Source organism: Nonomuraea sp. CA-141351 (assembly GCF_050944675.1).
In the GTDB taxonomy this organism is placed as follows: Bacteria; Actinomycetota; Actinomycetes; order Streptosporangiales; family Streptosporangiaceae; genus Nonomuraea.
This window is the reverse complement of the sequence record NZ_CP191982.1, coordinates 12,690,531-12,704,306: the sequence shown is the minus strand read 5'-3', so window position 1 is coordinate 12,704,306 and position 13,776 is coordinate 12,690,531. Positions and strand designations below refer to the sequence as shown.

Annotated in this window: 20 protein-coding genes and 1 tRNA gene; 8 read left to right on the top strand and 13 right to left on the bottom strand. The window is 67.7% G+C overall.

Annotated features, from left to right (window positions below):
- The gene (locus ACQPWU_RS59840) at positions 1–915 is read right to left on the bottom strand and encodes an SMP-30/gluconolactonase/LRE family protein (RefSeq protein WP_433435946.1); all 915 of its coding nucleotides are present in this window, start codon (positions 913–915) and stop codon (positions 1–3) included.
- A 56-nt stretch (positions 916–971) separates the two neighbouring features.
- Here ACQPWU_RS59840 and ACQPWU_RS59835 point away from each other — a divergent pair, with 56 nt between their 5' ends.
- Together ACQPWU_RS59835 and soxR are read left to right on the top strand one after the other, a co-directional pair.
- A complete protein-coding gene (locus tag ACQPWU_RS59835) occupies positions 972–1,403 on the top strand; it encodes an Lrp/AsnC family transcriptional regulator (protein WP_433435945.1) in 432 nt (143 codons plus the stop codon).
- A gap of 9 nt (positions 1,404–1,412) precedes the next feature.
- Positions 1,413–1,988, top strand: coding sequence for a redox-sensitive transcriptional activator SoxR (gene soxR, locus ACQPWU_RS59830; protein WP_433435944.1), 576 nt, complete (start codon positions 1,413–1,415; stop codon positions 1,986–1,988).
- A 71-nt stretch (positions 1,989–2,059) separates the two neighbouring features.
- On the opposite strand, the gene ACQPWU_RS59825 is transcribed toward soxR, so the two are convergent.
- From ACQPWU_RS59825 to upp, 7 genes are all read right to left on the bottom strand, one after another.
- Positions 2,060–2,512: a universal stress protein gene (locus tag ACQPWU_RS59825; protein ID WP_433435943.1), complete on the bottom strand. Its 453-nt coding sequence runs from the start codon at positions 2,510–2,512 to the stop codon at positions 2,060–2,062.
- A 100-nt stretch (positions 2,513–2,612) separates the two neighbouring features.
- Positions 2,613–3,287: a FadR/GntR family transcriptional regulator gene (locus ACQPWU_RS59820; RefSeq protein ID WP_433435942.1), complete on the bottom strand. Its 675-nt coding sequence runs from the start codon at positions 3,285–3,287 to the stop codon at positions 2,613–2,615.
- Positions 3,288–3,387: 100 nt separating this feature from the next.
- Positions 3,388–4,731: a helix-turn-helix domain-containing protein gene (locus ACQPWU_RS59815; RefSeq protein WP_433435941.1), complete on the bottom strand. Its 1,344-nt coding sequence runs from the start codon at positions 4,729–4,731 to the stop codon at positions 3,388–3,390.
- 95 nt (positions 4,732–4,826) lie between these two features.
- On the bottom strand, positions 4,827–5,360 hold the full coding sequence (locus ACQPWU_RS59810) for a PH domain-containing protein (RefSeq protein WP_433435940.1): 534 nt from the start codon (positions 5,358–5,360) through the stop codon (positions 4,827–4,829).
- On the bottom strand, positions 5,357–5,515 hold the full coding sequence (locus tag ACQPWU_RS59805; RefSeq protein ID WP_360689644.1) for a hypothetical protein: 159 nt from the start codon (positions 5,513–5,515) through the stop codon (positions 5,357–5,359). Before ACQPWU_RS59805 ends, ACQPWU_RS59810 begins: the two co-directional genes overlap by 4 nt.
- A 96-nt stretch (positions 5,516–5,611) precedes the next feature.
- Positions 5,612–5,836 carry a hypothetical protein gene (locus ACQPWU_RS59800; protein ID WP_345002236.1) on the bottom strand — a complete coding sequence of 75 codons (225 nt, stop codon included), beginning with the start codon at positions 5,834–5,836 and terminating at the stop codon, positions 5,612–5,614.
- Positions 5,837–5,959: 123 nt separating this feature from the next.
- Entirely contained in the window at positions 5,960–6,598 is a 639-nt protein-coding gene (gene upp, locus ACQPWU_RS59795; protein WP_433435939.1) for a uracil phosphoribosyltransferase, read from the bottom strand.
- 182 nt (positions 6,599–6,780) lie between these two features.
- Between upp and ACQPWU_RS59790 the strand changes: the two genes are divergently transcribed.
- The 4 genes from ACQPWU_RS59790 (at position 6,781) to ACQPWU_RS59775 (ending at position 8,359) form a co-directional block, all read left to right on the top strand.
- Positions 6,781–7,296, top strand: a complete 516-nt coding sequence (locus ACQPWU_RS59790) for a tRNA adenosine deaminase-associated protein (RefSeq protein ID WP_433445577.1) — start codon at positions 6,781–6,783, stop codon at positions 7,294–7,296.
- A gap of 17 nt (positions 7,297–7,313) precedes the next feature.
- Complete coding sequence (locus ACQPWU_RS59785) at positions 7,314–7,790, top strand: tRNA adenosine deaminase-associated protein (protein ID WP_360689639.1); 477 nt, start codon at positions 7,314–7,316, stop codon at positions 7,788–7,790.
- 31 nt (positions 7,791–7,821) lie between these two features.
- The gene (locus tag ACQPWU_RS59780) at positions 7,822–8,259 is read left to right on the top strand and encodes a nucleoside deaminase (RefSeq protein WP_433445576.1); all 438 of its coding nucleotides are present in this window, start codon (positions 7,822–7,824) and stop codon (positions 8,257–8,259) included.
- Between the two features lie 10 nt (positions 8,260–8,269).
- A tRNA-Ser gene (locus ACQPWU_RS59775) sits at positions 8,270–8,359 on the top strand.
- A gap of 156 nt (positions 8,360–8,515) precedes the next feature.
- Here the strand turns inward: ACQPWU_RS59775 and ACQPWU_RS59770 are convergent.
- From ACQPWU_RS59770 to ypfJ (ACQPWU_RS59760), 3 genes are read right to left on the bottom strand one after another with little or no spacing between them, the layout of a single operon-like run.
- The gene (locus ACQPWU_RS59770) at positions 8,516–8,812 is read right to left on the bottom strand and encodes a type II toxin-antitoxin system VapB family antitoxin (RefSeq protein WP_349447634.1); all 297 of its coding nucleotides are present in this window, start codon (positions 8,810–8,812) and stop codon (positions 8,516–8,518) included.
- A 48-nt stretch (positions 8,813–8,860) separates the two neighbouring features.
- Positions 8,861–9,700, bottom strand: a complete 840-nt coding sequence (ypfJ, locus tag ACQPWU_RS59765) for a KPN_02809 family neutral zinc metallopeptidase (protein WP_433435938.1) — start codon at positions 9,698–9,700, stop codon at positions 8,861–8,863.
- 54 nt (positions 9,701–9,754) lie between these two features.
- Positions 9,755–10,693 carry a KPN_02809 family neutral zinc metallopeptidase gene (gene ypfJ, locus ACQPWU_RS59760; protein WP_433435937.1) on the bottom strand — a complete coding sequence of 313 codons (939 nt, stop codon included), beginning with the start codon at positions 10,691–10,693 and terminating at the stop codon, positions 9,755–9,757.
- A gap of 88 nt (positions 10,694–10,781) precedes the next feature.
- Here ypfJ (ACQPWU_RS59760) and ACQPWU_RS59755 point away from each other — a divergent pair, with 88 nt between their 5' ends.
- The gene (locus ACQPWU_RS59755) at positions 10,782–11,423 is read left to right on the top strand and encodes a LysE family translocator (protein WP_433435936.1); all 642 of its coding nucleotides are present in this window, start codon (positions 10,782–10,784) and stop codon (positions 11,421–11,423) included.
- Here the strand turns inward: ACQPWU_RS59755 and ACQPWU_RS59750 are convergent.
- Together ACQPWU_RS59750 and ACQPWU_RS59745 are read right to left on the bottom strand one after the other, a co-directional pair.
- Positions 11,420–11,911, bottom strand: coding sequence for a GNAT family N-acetyltransferase (locus tag ACQPWU_RS59750; protein ID WP_433435935.1), 492 nt, complete (start codon positions 11,909–11,911; stop codon positions 11,420–11,422). The genes ACQPWU_RS59755 and ACQPWU_RS59750 overlap by 4 nt on opposite strands.
- Positions 11,912–12,181: 270 nt before the next feature.
- The gene (locus tag ACQPWU_RS59745) at positions 12,182–13,045 is read right to left on the bottom strand and encodes an NmrA family NAD(P)-binding protein (protein ID WP_433435934.1); all 864 of its coding nucleotides are present in this window, start codon (positions 13,043–13,045) and stop codon (positions 12,182–12,184) included.
- Between the two features lie 131 nt (positions 13,046–13,176).
- Between ACQPWU_RS59745 and ACQPWU_RS59740 the strand changes: the two genes are divergently transcribed.
- Positions 13,177–13,635 (top strand): MarR family winged helix-turn-helix transcriptional regulator, encoded by a 459-nt coding sequence (locus tag ACQPWU_RS59740; protein ID WP_433435933.1) that lies wholly within the window; start codon positions 13,177–13,179, stop codon positions 13,633–13,635.
- Positions 13,636–13,776 lie beyond the last annotated feature (141 nt).

The window sequence follows — 13,776 nt, the reverse complement described above, 5'->3', positions numbered from 1 at the left end:
CTAACGCCCGGCCCAGACCGGGCGCGCGCCGGTGACGTTGATCATCAGGGAGTAGAGCGAGGACGAGGCCGTGATGAACATCCGGTTGCGCTTGAGCCCGCCGAACACCAGGTTGGACGTGAACTCCGGCAGCTTCAACCGTCCGATCAGCGTCCCGTCGGGGTCGTAGCAGAGCACCGCCTTGCCTGCCGCGGCCCAGACGCGGCCGGTGTCGTCGAGCCGGAGGCCGTCGAAATTGTCATGTTCCGTGCCTTCGGCGAAGACCTTGCCGCCCGCCAGTGTGCCGTCCTCGCGCACGTCGAACACGCGCAGGTGCTTCATCCTCGTGTCGGCGATGTAGAGCCGGCTCTCGTCGGGCGAGAACGCCAGGCCGTTGGGACGGACGAAGTCGTCGGCCACGATCCGGACCTCGCCCGTCACCGGGTCGACGCGGTAGACGTGGCAGCCGTCGATCTCCTGCTCGGCGGCCCAGCCCTCGTAATTGCTGATGATCCCGTACGGCGGGTCGGTGAACCAGATCGACCCGTCGGAGCGGACCACGACGTCGTTGGGGCTGTTGAGCCGCTTGCCCTCCCAACGGTCGGCGATCACCGTGATCGAGCCGTCATGCTCTGTGCGGGTGACGCGGCGGTTGCCGTGCTCGCAGGAGATCAGACGGCCCTCGCGGTCGAGGGTGTTGCCGTTGGTGTAGCCGGACGGCTGGCGGAACGGGCCGACCGCTCCGGTCATCTCGTCCCAGCGCAGCATGCGCTCGTTGGGGATGTCGCTCCAGACCAGGAACCGGCCGGCGGGGAAGTAAACAGGGCCCTCCGCCCAGCGGGTGCCGCTGTGGAGCCGTTCGATGTTGTCGTCTCCGCCGACCGCGGCGAACCGCTCGTCGAGCACCTCGAACTCAGTGGGGATCGTGTCCGTCATGCCGCCTACCATACGCCGTACTGTTTGATGGGCATAACACCAGATACCATTTAGTCGTGGACGATATCGATAGGATGCTGATCGGCCTGCTGCTGGAGGACGCGACGCAGTCGTACGCGGTGCTCGGCAAGGCGGTGGGGCTGTCGAGCGGGGCCGCGCACGAGCGGGTGCGCAAGCTGCGCGAGCGCGGCGTGATCAGACGCACGACGATCGAGGTGGACCAGGCGGCGCTCGGGCGCACGGTCACGGCGTACGTGCTCGTGGACGGCAGCACGTGGATGGGCGACAGCGCGGAGCGGCTGGCGACGATCCCGGAGGTCGAGGAGGCGCACGTGATCGCGGGTCCCGCGTCGGTGCTGCTCAAGGTCCGTACGTCCGGGACGGCCGAACTGCAGGACGTCTTGCGCCGGGTGTTCGGCGTGGACGGTGTCGCGGGGACGCAGACCGTGGTGGTCCTGGAGACGTTCTTCGAGCGAACCCTCAAGTAATCTCTAGGTATGACGAAGGTCGCCTGGAACACAAAGGAGCTCTCGGTCGGCCAGCTCGCCGAGCGCAGCGGGGTCGCCGTGTCCGCCCTGCACTTCTACGAGGCCAAGGGCCTCATCAAGAGCCGTCGTACGGCGGGCAACCAGCGCCGGTACCATCGCGACGCCCTGCGCAGGATCGCGTTCATCAGGCTGGCCCAGCGCATCGGCATCCCGCTCAAGACCATCAAGGACGCCCTGTCCGAGCTGCCGGACGAGCGCACCCCCAACCGCGAGGACTGGGCCCGGCTGTCGGCGGCCTGGCGCGGCGAGCTGGACGACCGGATCGAGCAGCTCCAGCGGCTGCGCGACGACCTGACCGACTGCATCGGCTGCGGCTGCCTGTCGCTGGACCGGTGCCCGGTGGCCAACCCGCACGACCGGCTGGGCGACGAGGGGCCGGGCGCGCGCCGCATCGACGTCCGGCTGTGCCCGCCACAGGCCTCCTGCGCCATGTCAGCGACGGGCGGCGAGCCCGCGACCGCCGGTTGCGCACCCGAGACCGGCTGCGCTCCCTCACCGGACGCCGCGCTGCCCGCCGCGTCCTAGCGACCGGACATCCCCCTGAAGAACCCCAGCCGAAGTACGGCGGCGCGTGGGCCGGGAGCTCGGATGGAAACCTACCGAGGAGCCTTGGCCGGCGGCACGATGAGGGTCGGACGGTGCGCGTGGTGCAGCACGTGGTTGGACACGCTGCCGAGCAGCACCGACCTGACCCCGGCCAGACCGCGCGAGCCCGTGACGATCAACGAGGCGTCGACCTCGTCCGCGACGTCCACAATCGTCTTCCAGATCGACTCGTTGTCGGCCACCGCCCGGTAGGTGACGTCGGTGAGCCCGGAGGCGACCGCCAGCTCGGCCCCCTCCTTGGCGTGCTGATCGGCCAGGGCATGCGCCTCGTCCTCGGTGCCCGCATCGATCGCGGCCGCCGCCAGCGGATACTTCTTCAGCTGGACGAGCAGCGGCTCCCACACCGTGACGACGAGGGTGGCCTCGGCGGCGAGATGCTTGGCCGCGAACTCGATCGCGGCGCGCGAATCGGCGGAGCCGTCATAGGCGACAAGAATGGTCATGGCGTTTTCCCTTCGCTATTCACTCTTCCGCTAGAGCACCGGAGCGATCGGGCGCCATTCCTGATGGAGTTGTCTGCTTGGTCACACCCAGGCGTGGGTGTCAGGACTCGGTGAGGGCGATGAGGATGTGTTCCATGCAGGCGTGACTGGCACGCTCGGCCGCCGTCACGTCGCCCGCCGAAATGGCGCGGGCAATGGCGTCATGCGGGATGTAGCTCTTGTTCAGCGAAGTGCCCGCCGCCGTGATGCTGGCCCGCAGAGCCGCCGAGAAGTCGTCGTACAGGTCGATCAGCACCAGGTTGTGCGTCGCGTGCGCCACGGCCATGTGGAAGGCCAGGTCGGCCTCCACGAAGAAGTCGGGGTCGTCCAGCTCCCAGGCCCGGTCCCGCTCGGCCAGCGCCGCCTCGATGCGCTTGATGTCGTCATCGTTGCGGCGGGTCGCGGCCAGGCGCGCCGACTCCACCTCGAGCGCGCGCCGTACCTCGAGGATCTCCAGCTGCTCGGCCTGCTTCAGCCGCCGCAGCATCGCGCCGGACAGCTCGCTGGTCGCGCGGACGTAAGTGCCGTCCCCCTGACGGCACTCAAGCAGCCCAGCATGTGTGAGCGCGCGTACGGCCTCCCGAACGGTGTTACGACCGACTCCGAGTTGCTCCGCGAGCACCGTCTCGGTCGGGATCTTGCCGTTCATCGACCACGACCCTGAGGTGATCTGCTCTTTGAGCTGATCGATCACCTGGTCGACGAGCGAAGCCCGCTGCGCCGTACGCAGACTCACAGTCCGCCTCCTCCGGGGAAACCAATCATCCTATGAGTCAATGACTGGTAGACCCTAATTATTCCAGACTCAAAACACCAAATCTGGAGCTCCGGGAGGATCAGCGGGGTACTACGGCGTCAACCGTCACCCCTGCCAGCGCGGAGCGGACTCCGGCGGCTTCGAGGGCTTTACGATATGCGGCCGTCTGCTGCGCTCCGGACCCGACCCTGCCGTACAAGTCGCCAAGCTCGCGCCAGCAGCGGGCGGCCTGCCGGTCAGAGCCGAACACCGGCCGGTCGAGCGTGTCGAGCACCCGGTGCGCGTTGCTCAGGTGCTTGGCAGCGTCGCCGTCCAGGTCGATCGCGACGGTGGCCAGCACGAGGTGGGCCTCGGCGATGGTCGTGCCCCTGCGGTCGTCCGCCGGATCGAGAGCCACGCCGGCCAGCTCGCCCGCGCGCGCCAGGTTGCCCGAACGCAGGCTGACCCGCGCGTGCACGATGAGGCTCTCGCCGTGCTCGCTCTTGGTGGCGGGGGAGGCGGCGAACGCCTTGGACGCGGCCGCGATGAGCCGCTCGGCCTCGTCGAACGGCGCCGTGCCCAGCCTGGACCAGTGCATGGCGGTCCTGGCAAGCTGCAGCGACAGCCGGGCATGGCGGCCCGCCATGATCGCGTCGTCGGCCAGGCGCACGGCCAGTGCGGAGTCCTCGCCCGCCGCGGCCTCGGCACTCGCGTGCCACAGCGCGTGAATCTCTCCGGAACGGTCCACAACTTCCGGAACGCCAGTCAGGTCCAGCACCCGCTTGACGTATTCGAGCTCGGGGGAGTCGCCCTCGTGCTCGCTGCGCGCCTCGACGAGCGCGGCGGCCAGGTCGACGGCGATCTCGCCCTGCGTGATGGACAGCCGCTCGGCCTGCTCGAGGGCGGCGGAGGCCAGGTCACGGGCCCGCAGCCGGTCGCCTGCCCGCTGGTAGCAGCGGCTCAGTGCGATCGTGAGCGGGAGGTCGGCCAGCCGCTCGGGGTGGGCCGCGGCCTCCCTGCGCAGGCGCTCGAACGCCTCCACGGCCTGACCCAGACGCCCCTGGGCCTCAAGGGCGCGTGCCCGGCCGAACCGGGCGTGCGCGGTCAGCATGGCGTTTTCCTCGTCGGCCGCCTTCACGATCTCCGTGAAGCGGTCGGCGGCGACGGACGGGTCGCCGTGCTGCAGCTCCAGCTCGGCGTGGCGCAGCCCGAGCTCCGTGTCGATGCGCTGCCGAGGCTCGATCCCGTGAAGGAGGAACTCGGTCGTGCACCCCAGCCGCTCGGCGAGCAGCCGAGCCACAACAGGAGTCGGCGTGCGCTTGCCCGACTCAATGAGCGAGACATAACTGTCAGACAGGTCGGGTCCGGCCAGTTGGGCCTGGGACATCCGCCTGTTCAGCCGCAATCCGCGGACGCGGTCACCGATGGTTCCCTGACTCGGCATCTCATCTCTCAAGGCGGGGAAGGGTCAACAACACGCAATGATTGCATGAAGTAGCCGAATCGGGTATCCCTGCTGAAGAATTCCCCGCCGGGAGATTAATCGTCGCTCTCGTCCTTGCTCGGGAAAAGCATGCCGCAGACCTCTAGGTACAGGGTCTCCGGATACGGAATGTACTCAACTGTGGACAGTGCTTGATCCTGACCGGCCGACTCAAGGATGAACTCACCGTAACCGAGCATGCGCCCAAGTAGAGATCTTTGGAAGCTCATGTCGGTGACCTTGCCCAAGGGCATCATCGCAACCTTCCGGGTGATCAGTCCGGTGGTCAGCAGCATGCGCTTAGAAGTCACCACAAAGTAATCGACCGACCACTCCGCGACTTTCCATACGAAACGGACAAGTAGCAGGAGCCACAGCCACCAGACGACGACGAGTGCCGTGCCGCCCTGAGCGCTGCCGCCGAAGATCTTGCTGAGCAACCCGGCGAGGATCAGGCCGCCGAGCACCTCGGCGACCGGGCGCAGCAGGATGGCAGGGTGCCGACGCACCATGATGAACTGTTGTTCTTGGGGGAGGAGGTAACGGTTGACCGACGACGGAGCGGAGTCCCCGTGGGTCACAAGTCTCATGAGAGGCTGTTCACAAATTGAGCCAGCGAGTCGGCCGCGTTGAACACTGTGTCGAACGCTCCCTTCACCGCGTCCGCGGCGTCAGATGGTCGCGCGAACAGGTAGTACGCAACAAATGCGATGCCACCGTATGTGAGGATCTTTTTGACCTGCACCGTCGCCTCCGTGCCCTTACCAACTCCACCCGCCCTCTACATTACCCACCCGGGTGCCCGGGTAAAGGTGACTTGACGGGTTAGGTCTGATCTTGCTTAGCCTCGTTCGCTGGCCACCAGAGCCAGGACGTGAAGGTGCTTGCGCGCGATGCGCTCTACAAGGCTCGGATGGGCGTAACCGGTGACCTCCAGCGCGCCGTAGTGCGCCGCCTCGACGCACCGCGTTACGGTGGTCGCGGAGTGGATGCCGGCGAACTCGTCGCACAGCACCGTCTCGACCTCCGCGTACGGAGTCGGATCCGCCTCGGTGTGATCGCTCATCGTGCTCCCCACGCGCATGCGGAAGTTGCCTTCCTGTCTTCTTCGTACCCACCTAACAACAGTATGTAACGAAGTGGTGACTGCATGTGACAGGAAGGGTGCTTTTCAGCACACGCCGCAGGGTCAGACGACGCCGTACAGGCGGTCGCCCGCGTCGCCGAGGCCGGGCACGATGTAGCCGTTCTCGTTGAGCCGCTCGTCGAGTGAGGCGGTCACCACGCGGATGGGCTTGCCCGAGTTCGCGAACACCTTGTCCATGTAGGCCAGCCCCTCTGGAGCGGCCAGCAGACAGATGGCGGTGACGTCCACGGCTCCCCTGTCGAACAGGAACTGCACGGCCGCCGCCAGCGTGCCCCCGGTGGCCAGCATGGGGTCGACGACGAAGCACTGCCGCCCCGAGAGGTCGTCGGGCAGCCGCGTGGCGTACGTCTCGGCCTTCAGGGTGGACTCGTTCCTGATCATGCCGAGGAACCCGACCTCGGCCGTGGGCAGCAGCCTGGTCATGCCGTCGAGCATGCCGAGCCCGGCCCGCAGGATGGGCACGACGAGCGGCTGGGGCTTGGCCAGGCGCACGCCGTGGGCCGGGGCGACGGGCGTCTCGACGGTGACGTCGGTGACGCGCACGTCGCGGGTGGCCTCGTACGCGAGCAGCGTCACCAGCTCGTCCGCGAGCCTGCGGAAGGTCGGCGAGTCGGTGCGGACATCGCGCAGCGTGGTGAGCTTGTGCGCCACGAGCGGATGATCTACGACGAGGGTTTCCATAAAGGACAAGTTATCTGCTGGTGGGCGTAGGTACAGACCCCCTGTCTATGGCCGGCTGCCGGACTCGGCCACCTCGGCTCATTGGTTTTGATCACAATTTGGTCGGAGAGGCCCACGCCTGGTGGCCGGTTCTGGAACGATTGGGTGCTGGTGATATCTGTCGGGGCAGGGGTCGGGTGGAGATGGCGATGACAGACGAAGACGCTCTCGACTTCGCCATCGTGGTATATCGCGAGGACGATCGCTGGGATGCCGAGCTGCTGCCGGTCACGCTCACGTCCGATCTGAAGGGGCTCATCCACGCCCTGCGCCAGCAGCCGAGCGAGAGCGGGACGATTGGCCTGGTCGCCGTGGGGGATGAGTTCTTCGTGGCGCTGCGGGTCCTTGGCGAGCGGGTCGACGTCTTCCTGTCCGACATCGCCGCCTCCTGGGACTTCCCGCTGGCTCATCAGGTTCTCGACTACCTCGACGTGCCAGTGCCGGACGAGGAGGAGCTCGACGAGATTCTCCAGGACGAGGAGACGGTGCTCCCCGCCGGAGATCTGTCGATCTTCGCCGATCTCGGGTTGGACGAGATGGAGCTGGGCATCCTCTCCGGCGACATTGACCTGCTGCCCGAAGATGTGTTGTCCAGCATCGCCGCGCGGCTCGGTTTCTCCGAGCCGTTCGAGCGTGCCATCGAATCGGTCTTCGGCTGACCCCCTGGAGCGCGGACATGGCGTCCAACACCTTCTCTGCGGCCTTCGTCAGGACCTCCGACGGTTGGAGCGGTGCCGAGGTCTATCTGGGCGATGCCGAGATCGTCGACGACCTCGGTGACGCTGTCACGGAAACGCTGGGGCTCGGCGGCGACGAGCTGGCCCTGCTCTGCGTCGAGGTCGAGGACGAGTGGTTCGCCATCGCCCGATACCGGGGCGAGGATGAGCCGCGTGTCTTCCTGTCCGACGTGCACGCGGTGGTTTCCGACAGTCTGGGCGAGCTGTTCGCCGAGTTCGCCGGCGTGGCGCCCGACAAGGAGGGCAACGGCCTCGGCGTGCGCCCGGCGGGCGACTTCGAGCTCCTCAGTGACCTCGGGGTGAGCTCGGAGGAGCTGCTGGAGCTGAGCATGGAGGAGGGCCTGCTGCCGGCCGACATCCTGTCGGTGATCGCCGAGCGGCTGTCCTTCGCCGACGAGCTCGACCGGCTGCGGTGATCTGGCTCTCGTCGTGACGTACGAGGAGGCCATGCGCCTGGCGCTGGCGGAGGCCGTCACGGCGGCCGCCAGGGGGGAGATTCCCGTGGGCGCGGTCGTTCTCGACCCGCTCGGCGAGGTCCTGTCCATGGCGGGCAACGACCGCGAGTCCTCGGCCGACCCGACGGCCCACGCCGAGGTGCTGGCGCTCAGGCAGGCGGCCATGGGGCGCGGGCAGTGGCGGCTGAGCGGCTGCACGCTCGTCGTGACACTGGAGCCCTGCACGATGTGCGCGGGCGCCGCCGTGCAGGCCAGGGTGGACCGGATCGTGTACGGCGCCGTGGACGAGAAGGGCGGGGCCGTGGGCTCGCTCTGGGACGTCGTACGCGATCGCCGGCTCAACCATCGGCCCGAGGTCATCATGGGGGTGCGGGCCGACGAGTGCTCCTCCGTACTAAAGCGGTTCTTCGCTACTCGGCGGATCCGGTAAGCTCGTGCGCGGTGGTGTCGCCTAGTGGCCGAGGGCGCACGCCTCGAAAGCGTGTGATGGGGCAACTCATCCGTGGGTTCAAATCCCACCACCACCGCCACCGAGAAGGGCCTCTGACCTGCGGGTCAGGGGCCCTTCGGCTTGTCCGGTCCGACGCGCGACGCGGCATTCGCCATGCATGATGTTGGAAAGACGCGGCGGGCGGGCGCGCATGCGAAAAGGGAGCCGCGAATCACGCGGCTCCCCTTTTCCATTTTCAGCTGGGCAACTCCAGGACCCTGGCGTGCAGGATCGATCGTTGGTGCAGGGCCGCGCGCAACGCGCGATGCAGCCCGTCTTCCAGATACAGCTCGCCCTGCCACTGCACCACGTGCGGGAAAAGATCCCCGTAGAAGGTGGAGTCGGCGGCGAGCAACGAATGCAGGTCCAGCATGGCCTTCGTGGTGATCAACGAGTCGAGCCGGACCTGCCGTGGAGGGATCTGCGCCCACTCGCGGTGGGTCAGTCCGTGTTCGGGATAAGGGCGTCCGTCGCCGACAAGCTTGAAGATCACCCCCCCGATTTTAGGAGAGAATCCGATTCCTTGCGTTGTCGGTACGCGTCAGCGCAGCTCAGCCAGCCCGCAGTCGTTGGGATTGCCGTTTTCGTAGCCGCGTTGGAACGCGTTGACGCGTTGCTTGGAGCTGCCGTGCGTGAACGATTCAGGATCGATTCTGCCGGTGGTGCGTTGCTGGATTCTGTCGTCGCCCACCGCCGCGGCTGCGTCCAGGGCTTCGGAGATTTCCGCCCGGGTGAAGGGCTTCTCGTAGAAGCCGGTCTTGACCGCGTTGTGCGCCCAGACGCCCGCGTAGCAGTCGGCCTGGAGCTCGATGGGGACCGACGAGCCGCCGGAGTCGAGCGCGCCGAGCAGGTCCTGTACGTGGTGGCCGTACTCATGGGCGATCACGTACGCCTGCGCGAAGGGGCCACCCTTGGCGCCGAACTGGCTGTGAAGCTGGTCGAAGAAGCTCAGGTCGAGGTAGACGCGCTGGTCGCCGGGGCAGTAGAAGGGGCCGACCGCCGAGCTGGCCGTGCCGCAGCTCGTCCGTAACCGGCCCGAGTACAGGACGGTCTTGGCCGGGCGATATGTCGAAATTTCCTGCTTCCAGTAGTCCTGGATGCTGTTGACCACGCCCACCACCCGGCACCGCTCCGACTGGTCGGCGTCCTTGCCCGTCTGGCACTGGGAGGAGAGGTTGGAAGGGGGCCGCCGCTGCGCCGGCTCGGCGCCGCCGCCCACGTTGTTCAGCACGAAGACCAGCACGAGCACGATCAGGCTGACGATGCCGCCACCGCCGATGATCATGCCGCCGGGGAAACCGCCGCCGCCGCCCCCACCCGAATAACCGCCGGCGTCCTCCACTTGCGAGGAGTCGAGTTCGACGTCGTCTCTGAAGTCCATCCTGACGTCCCTTCTGGGGGTGCTGCGCGACTGACAGCTTCCCCGATGGTTCGTCTAAATACCTCCGGAGAACGTGTCGCACCGCATCGGGTCCCCGCTCTCGTACCCGACAGTGAACCATTTCTCCCGCTGCTGCGACGTGCCGTGCGTGAAGGCGTCGGGGGTCACGCGGCCCTGCGTGCGCCGCTGGATGCTGTCGTCCCCCACCGCCGAGGCCGCGCTCAGCGCCTGGTCGATGTCCTTCTGGGAGAACGGCTCACGGTAGAAGCCGGTCTTGACCGCGTTGTGCGCCCAGACGCCCGCGTAGCAGTCGGCCTGCAGCTCCAGTCGTACCGACGGGCTGCCCGCTCCCGGCCTGCTTTTGGGACCGACCCTGCTCATGGTGCCGAGCAGGTTCTGCACGTGGTGGCCGTACTCGTGGGCGATCACGTACGCCTGCGCGAACGGCCCGCCCTCGGCGCCGAAGTCGCGCTGGAGCGTGTTGAAGAACGTCAGGTCGAGATAGACCTTGCGGTCGGCGGGACAGTAGAAGGGACCGACGGCGGAGTCGGCCGTGCCGCAGGCGGTGTTGACCGCCTGCGAGAACAGCACGGTCTTGGCAGGCGTGTACGTCTTGCGCCCGCGCTCCCCGAACGCCTGCCGCCAGTACGACTGGATGCTGTTGACCGTCCCCACTACGCGGCAGTCCTCGGACTGCTCGGCGTCGGCCCCGGTACGGCAGCGGGCGGCCAGGTTGCCGGTCGGGGAGAGCCCGGGCGGGGCGCTCGGCTGCTGCCCGCCGCCCTGATGGCCGCTCTCGTTACCGGTGAACGGCGACGGAAAGACCCCGAACAGGAACATCCCGGCCACCGCCAGGATCAGCAGGAGGCAGCCGCCACCTCTGCCGCCGATGGGCAGCATGCAGCCGCCCCTGCCCCCGCCCGGTTGCGGACCTGAGGCCCGCACGTCCTCGACCTGCGATGGATCAAGTTGGGCGTCGTCGTCGAACTGCATGCCTCCCCTCTCCCCCGTAATGTCCCGATTACGCGGAGCGATGGCCGTTGTGATGAGGAATCTCGTATATGTCCGCTAATCTGCCGATATGACGGGTGGCTTGATCGGGATCGCGCTGGTTTCGCTGGGCATAGTTCTCACGCCCGGCCCGAACATGATCTATCTGGTTTCACGCTCGATCTCCCAAGGCCGCCGGGCCGGCCTGATCTCCCTCACCGGCGTCGTCCTCGGCTTAACCTTCTACCTGACCGCGACGTGCCTGGGTCTGACGGCCGTCTTCGCGTACGTGCCGATCGCGTACACAGTGCTCAAGCTGGCCGGCGCCGCGTACCTGCTCTGGCTGGCCTGGAACGCCGTCAAGCCGGGCGGAACCTCGGCCTTCCAGCCGCGCGAGCTCGTGGCCGATCGCCCGCGCAAGCTGTTCGGGATGGGCCTGCTCACCTGCCTGCTCAACCCCAAGGTCGCCATCCTGTACCTGTCGCTGCTCCCGCAGTTCATCCACCCGGCCATGGGACACGTGCTGCTGCAGAGCCTGGCGCTCGGCTCGGTCCAGATCGCCGTCGCGACCACGGTCAACGGCCTGATCGCGATCTCGGCGGGCGCCCTGGCCGCCTTCCTGGCCCACCGCCCGCTGTGGCTCCGCGTCCAGCGCTACGTCACGGGTACGGTGCTCGGCGGCTTCGCCGTACACATGGCCATGGACCGCTCGAAGGCCGTGGTCGCCGCCTAGCCACAGGCAGGCGACAGCCACTTCACCATGATCAAGCAAGAGTTGTCCGGCCACAGGCCGTTCGTCTCCTCCAACGGGAGAAAGCCAACAGACCGGTAGAACGCCCTGGTCTTGGCGTAGCCGCGATCCGGATGCGTCGGCCCCAGCGTCTTCACCTGGAGCGCCCGGCAGCCGTCCACGCTGATCTTCGAAGAGAGCGCGTTGACGAGCGCCCTGCCGACGCCTCTGCGATGCCAGGACGGGGAAACCGCCATCAAGTGGATCTCGGCCGCCTCGGCGAAGTGCCGCCGATACAGCAAGACGCCTATGGACTCCGCATCGGCGCGCGCGACGAGACCAGGGAGACGGGTCGCCGACTCGACGTACTGCGCGTTGGCCTCCGGGATGCCGAACCATGACGGCAGCCGGCCAAGGAGTCCCGCGGTGATATCCGCCAACTCTGCCGAGCCTGTGACTTGGGATATTTCGAAAGCCGGGGCATCGTCCACGCCTGGAGCATGTCCTCTGGATCTGTAGTGGCGCACCTCGTTTTCGGGTAAGCCCTATTCGCTACCGCCGGACTTTGAGATCGCCTTTCCGCTCACCACAATGTTGCTGATCGGGTCCTGGCGACCCGGGTATCCCCGCGCCGCGGCTGGTTGTGGCGTTTCCGACCGTTGACCTTCTTCCCGGCCACGGGCGCGACCATCGATCTCCGCCGCCCCAGAGATCGCCTGAGCCTTCACTGCCAGGCGGCTGGGCGAAGGGTGGCTGTCGGATCAGGCGGTGGCCGGCCCGGGGAACGCGTGGGCGTTGCGAGCGCACCAGTCCGCGAACGTCCGTGGCTCACGTCCCAGCAGGCGCCGTACGGCGTCGCTGCGTACCCCGGCGGTGTCCGCGCGCATCAGCGTGAGCCCCTCGACAAGGGCGTCGGCGAGAGCCTGTGGCGCTCCGTGGGGGTAGCGGAACCGGACCGCCTCGGCCGGCGTGGCCACCGTCCGGACCTCGATGTCGCGACCGATCGCCTTGGCCAGGATCTGGACCTGCTCCGCGACGGTGAACGCCTCGCCGCCGGTCAACAGGTACTCCTCGCCCTCATGGCCGTCCTCGGTCAGCGTGACGGCGGCGACGGCGGCGATGTCCGCGGGATCGATCGGCGCGGCGCGGCCGGGGCCGACCGGGTCAAGGACGTAACCCCTCTCACGCAGGGTGGGCAGCCAGTCGAAGGCGTTGGTCATGAAGCCGCAGGGCCGCAGGAACGTCGCGGGGATGCCGCAGGCGCGGATCAACTGTTCGCGTTCGTGGTGCCAGCGGCCCATCGCGGGTATCGGATCGCCGATGACGGCGTACGACGACAGGTACACGACGTGCCGCACTCCGGCCGCCTTCGCGGCGGCGATCGCGTGTTCGGTGTGTTCGATGCCGATACCAGGTACGAGCAGGAACAGCCTCTCGACGCCGTCGAGGGCGGTCGTCAGCGTCGCGGGCGCGTCCAGATCGCCGACGACGCGCTCGGCCCGTTCCGGCAGGCCGGCCGCGCGGGCGGGGTCGCGCACCAGGACGCGGAAGGTGGCGCCCCGCACGTCGAGTTCGCGGACGAGCTCACGGCCGATGTGCCCGGTGGCGCCGGTGACCAGTAGCATGGGGACTCCGTAGTTTCGTTTACCGGTTAATGATTTTTCTCGTGAGGAACGTTAACCGGTAAACGATTCATCGTCAACCGGCCATCGACGGCCCGTTCGGCCGGTTGCGCAAACTCCACCGGAGGCCCACGGTGTCCGAACTCCTGGACCTGCACGGCAAGACGACGAAGGCGATCCGAGCGGCGGCGGACGCCGCGATGCGCCGCCACGGGCTGCGCCTCGGGCAGGATCACCTGCTCGCCGCGCTGTGGGAGCAGGACGGCCGTACCCCCGGCGAGGTTGCCGCCGCGACGAACGTCACGACACCCGCCGTCACCAAGGTGGCCGCCCGGATGGCCGAGGCCGGGCTACTCACCCGGCGGCGGGACGAGCGGGACAACCGCCTCGTACGGCTCTGGCTCACCGACGCGGGACGCGCGCTACGGGAGCCGATCGAGGCGGAACGGCGGCTCCTGGAAGAGAGAATCACCCAAGACCTCACGGCGACGGAACGCAAGCACCTCATGAGCGCGCTGGCGAAGATCCACCGGTCGGCAAGCGACCTGCTGGGCGGCGACCCCGTGGAACACGACGACCCGTCCCTCGCCTGACCGTCTTGGTTCGGAACTTGGCCGACCTGCGGCGCCGGCGGCGGATCCGGGCGGTTGGCGGGTGAGTTGGTCGCTTTTCCGGAAAACCGGCGGGGGAGCACCGTGCGGAAGCCCGGGTGTCCGAACCTCTGTCCAGTTCGA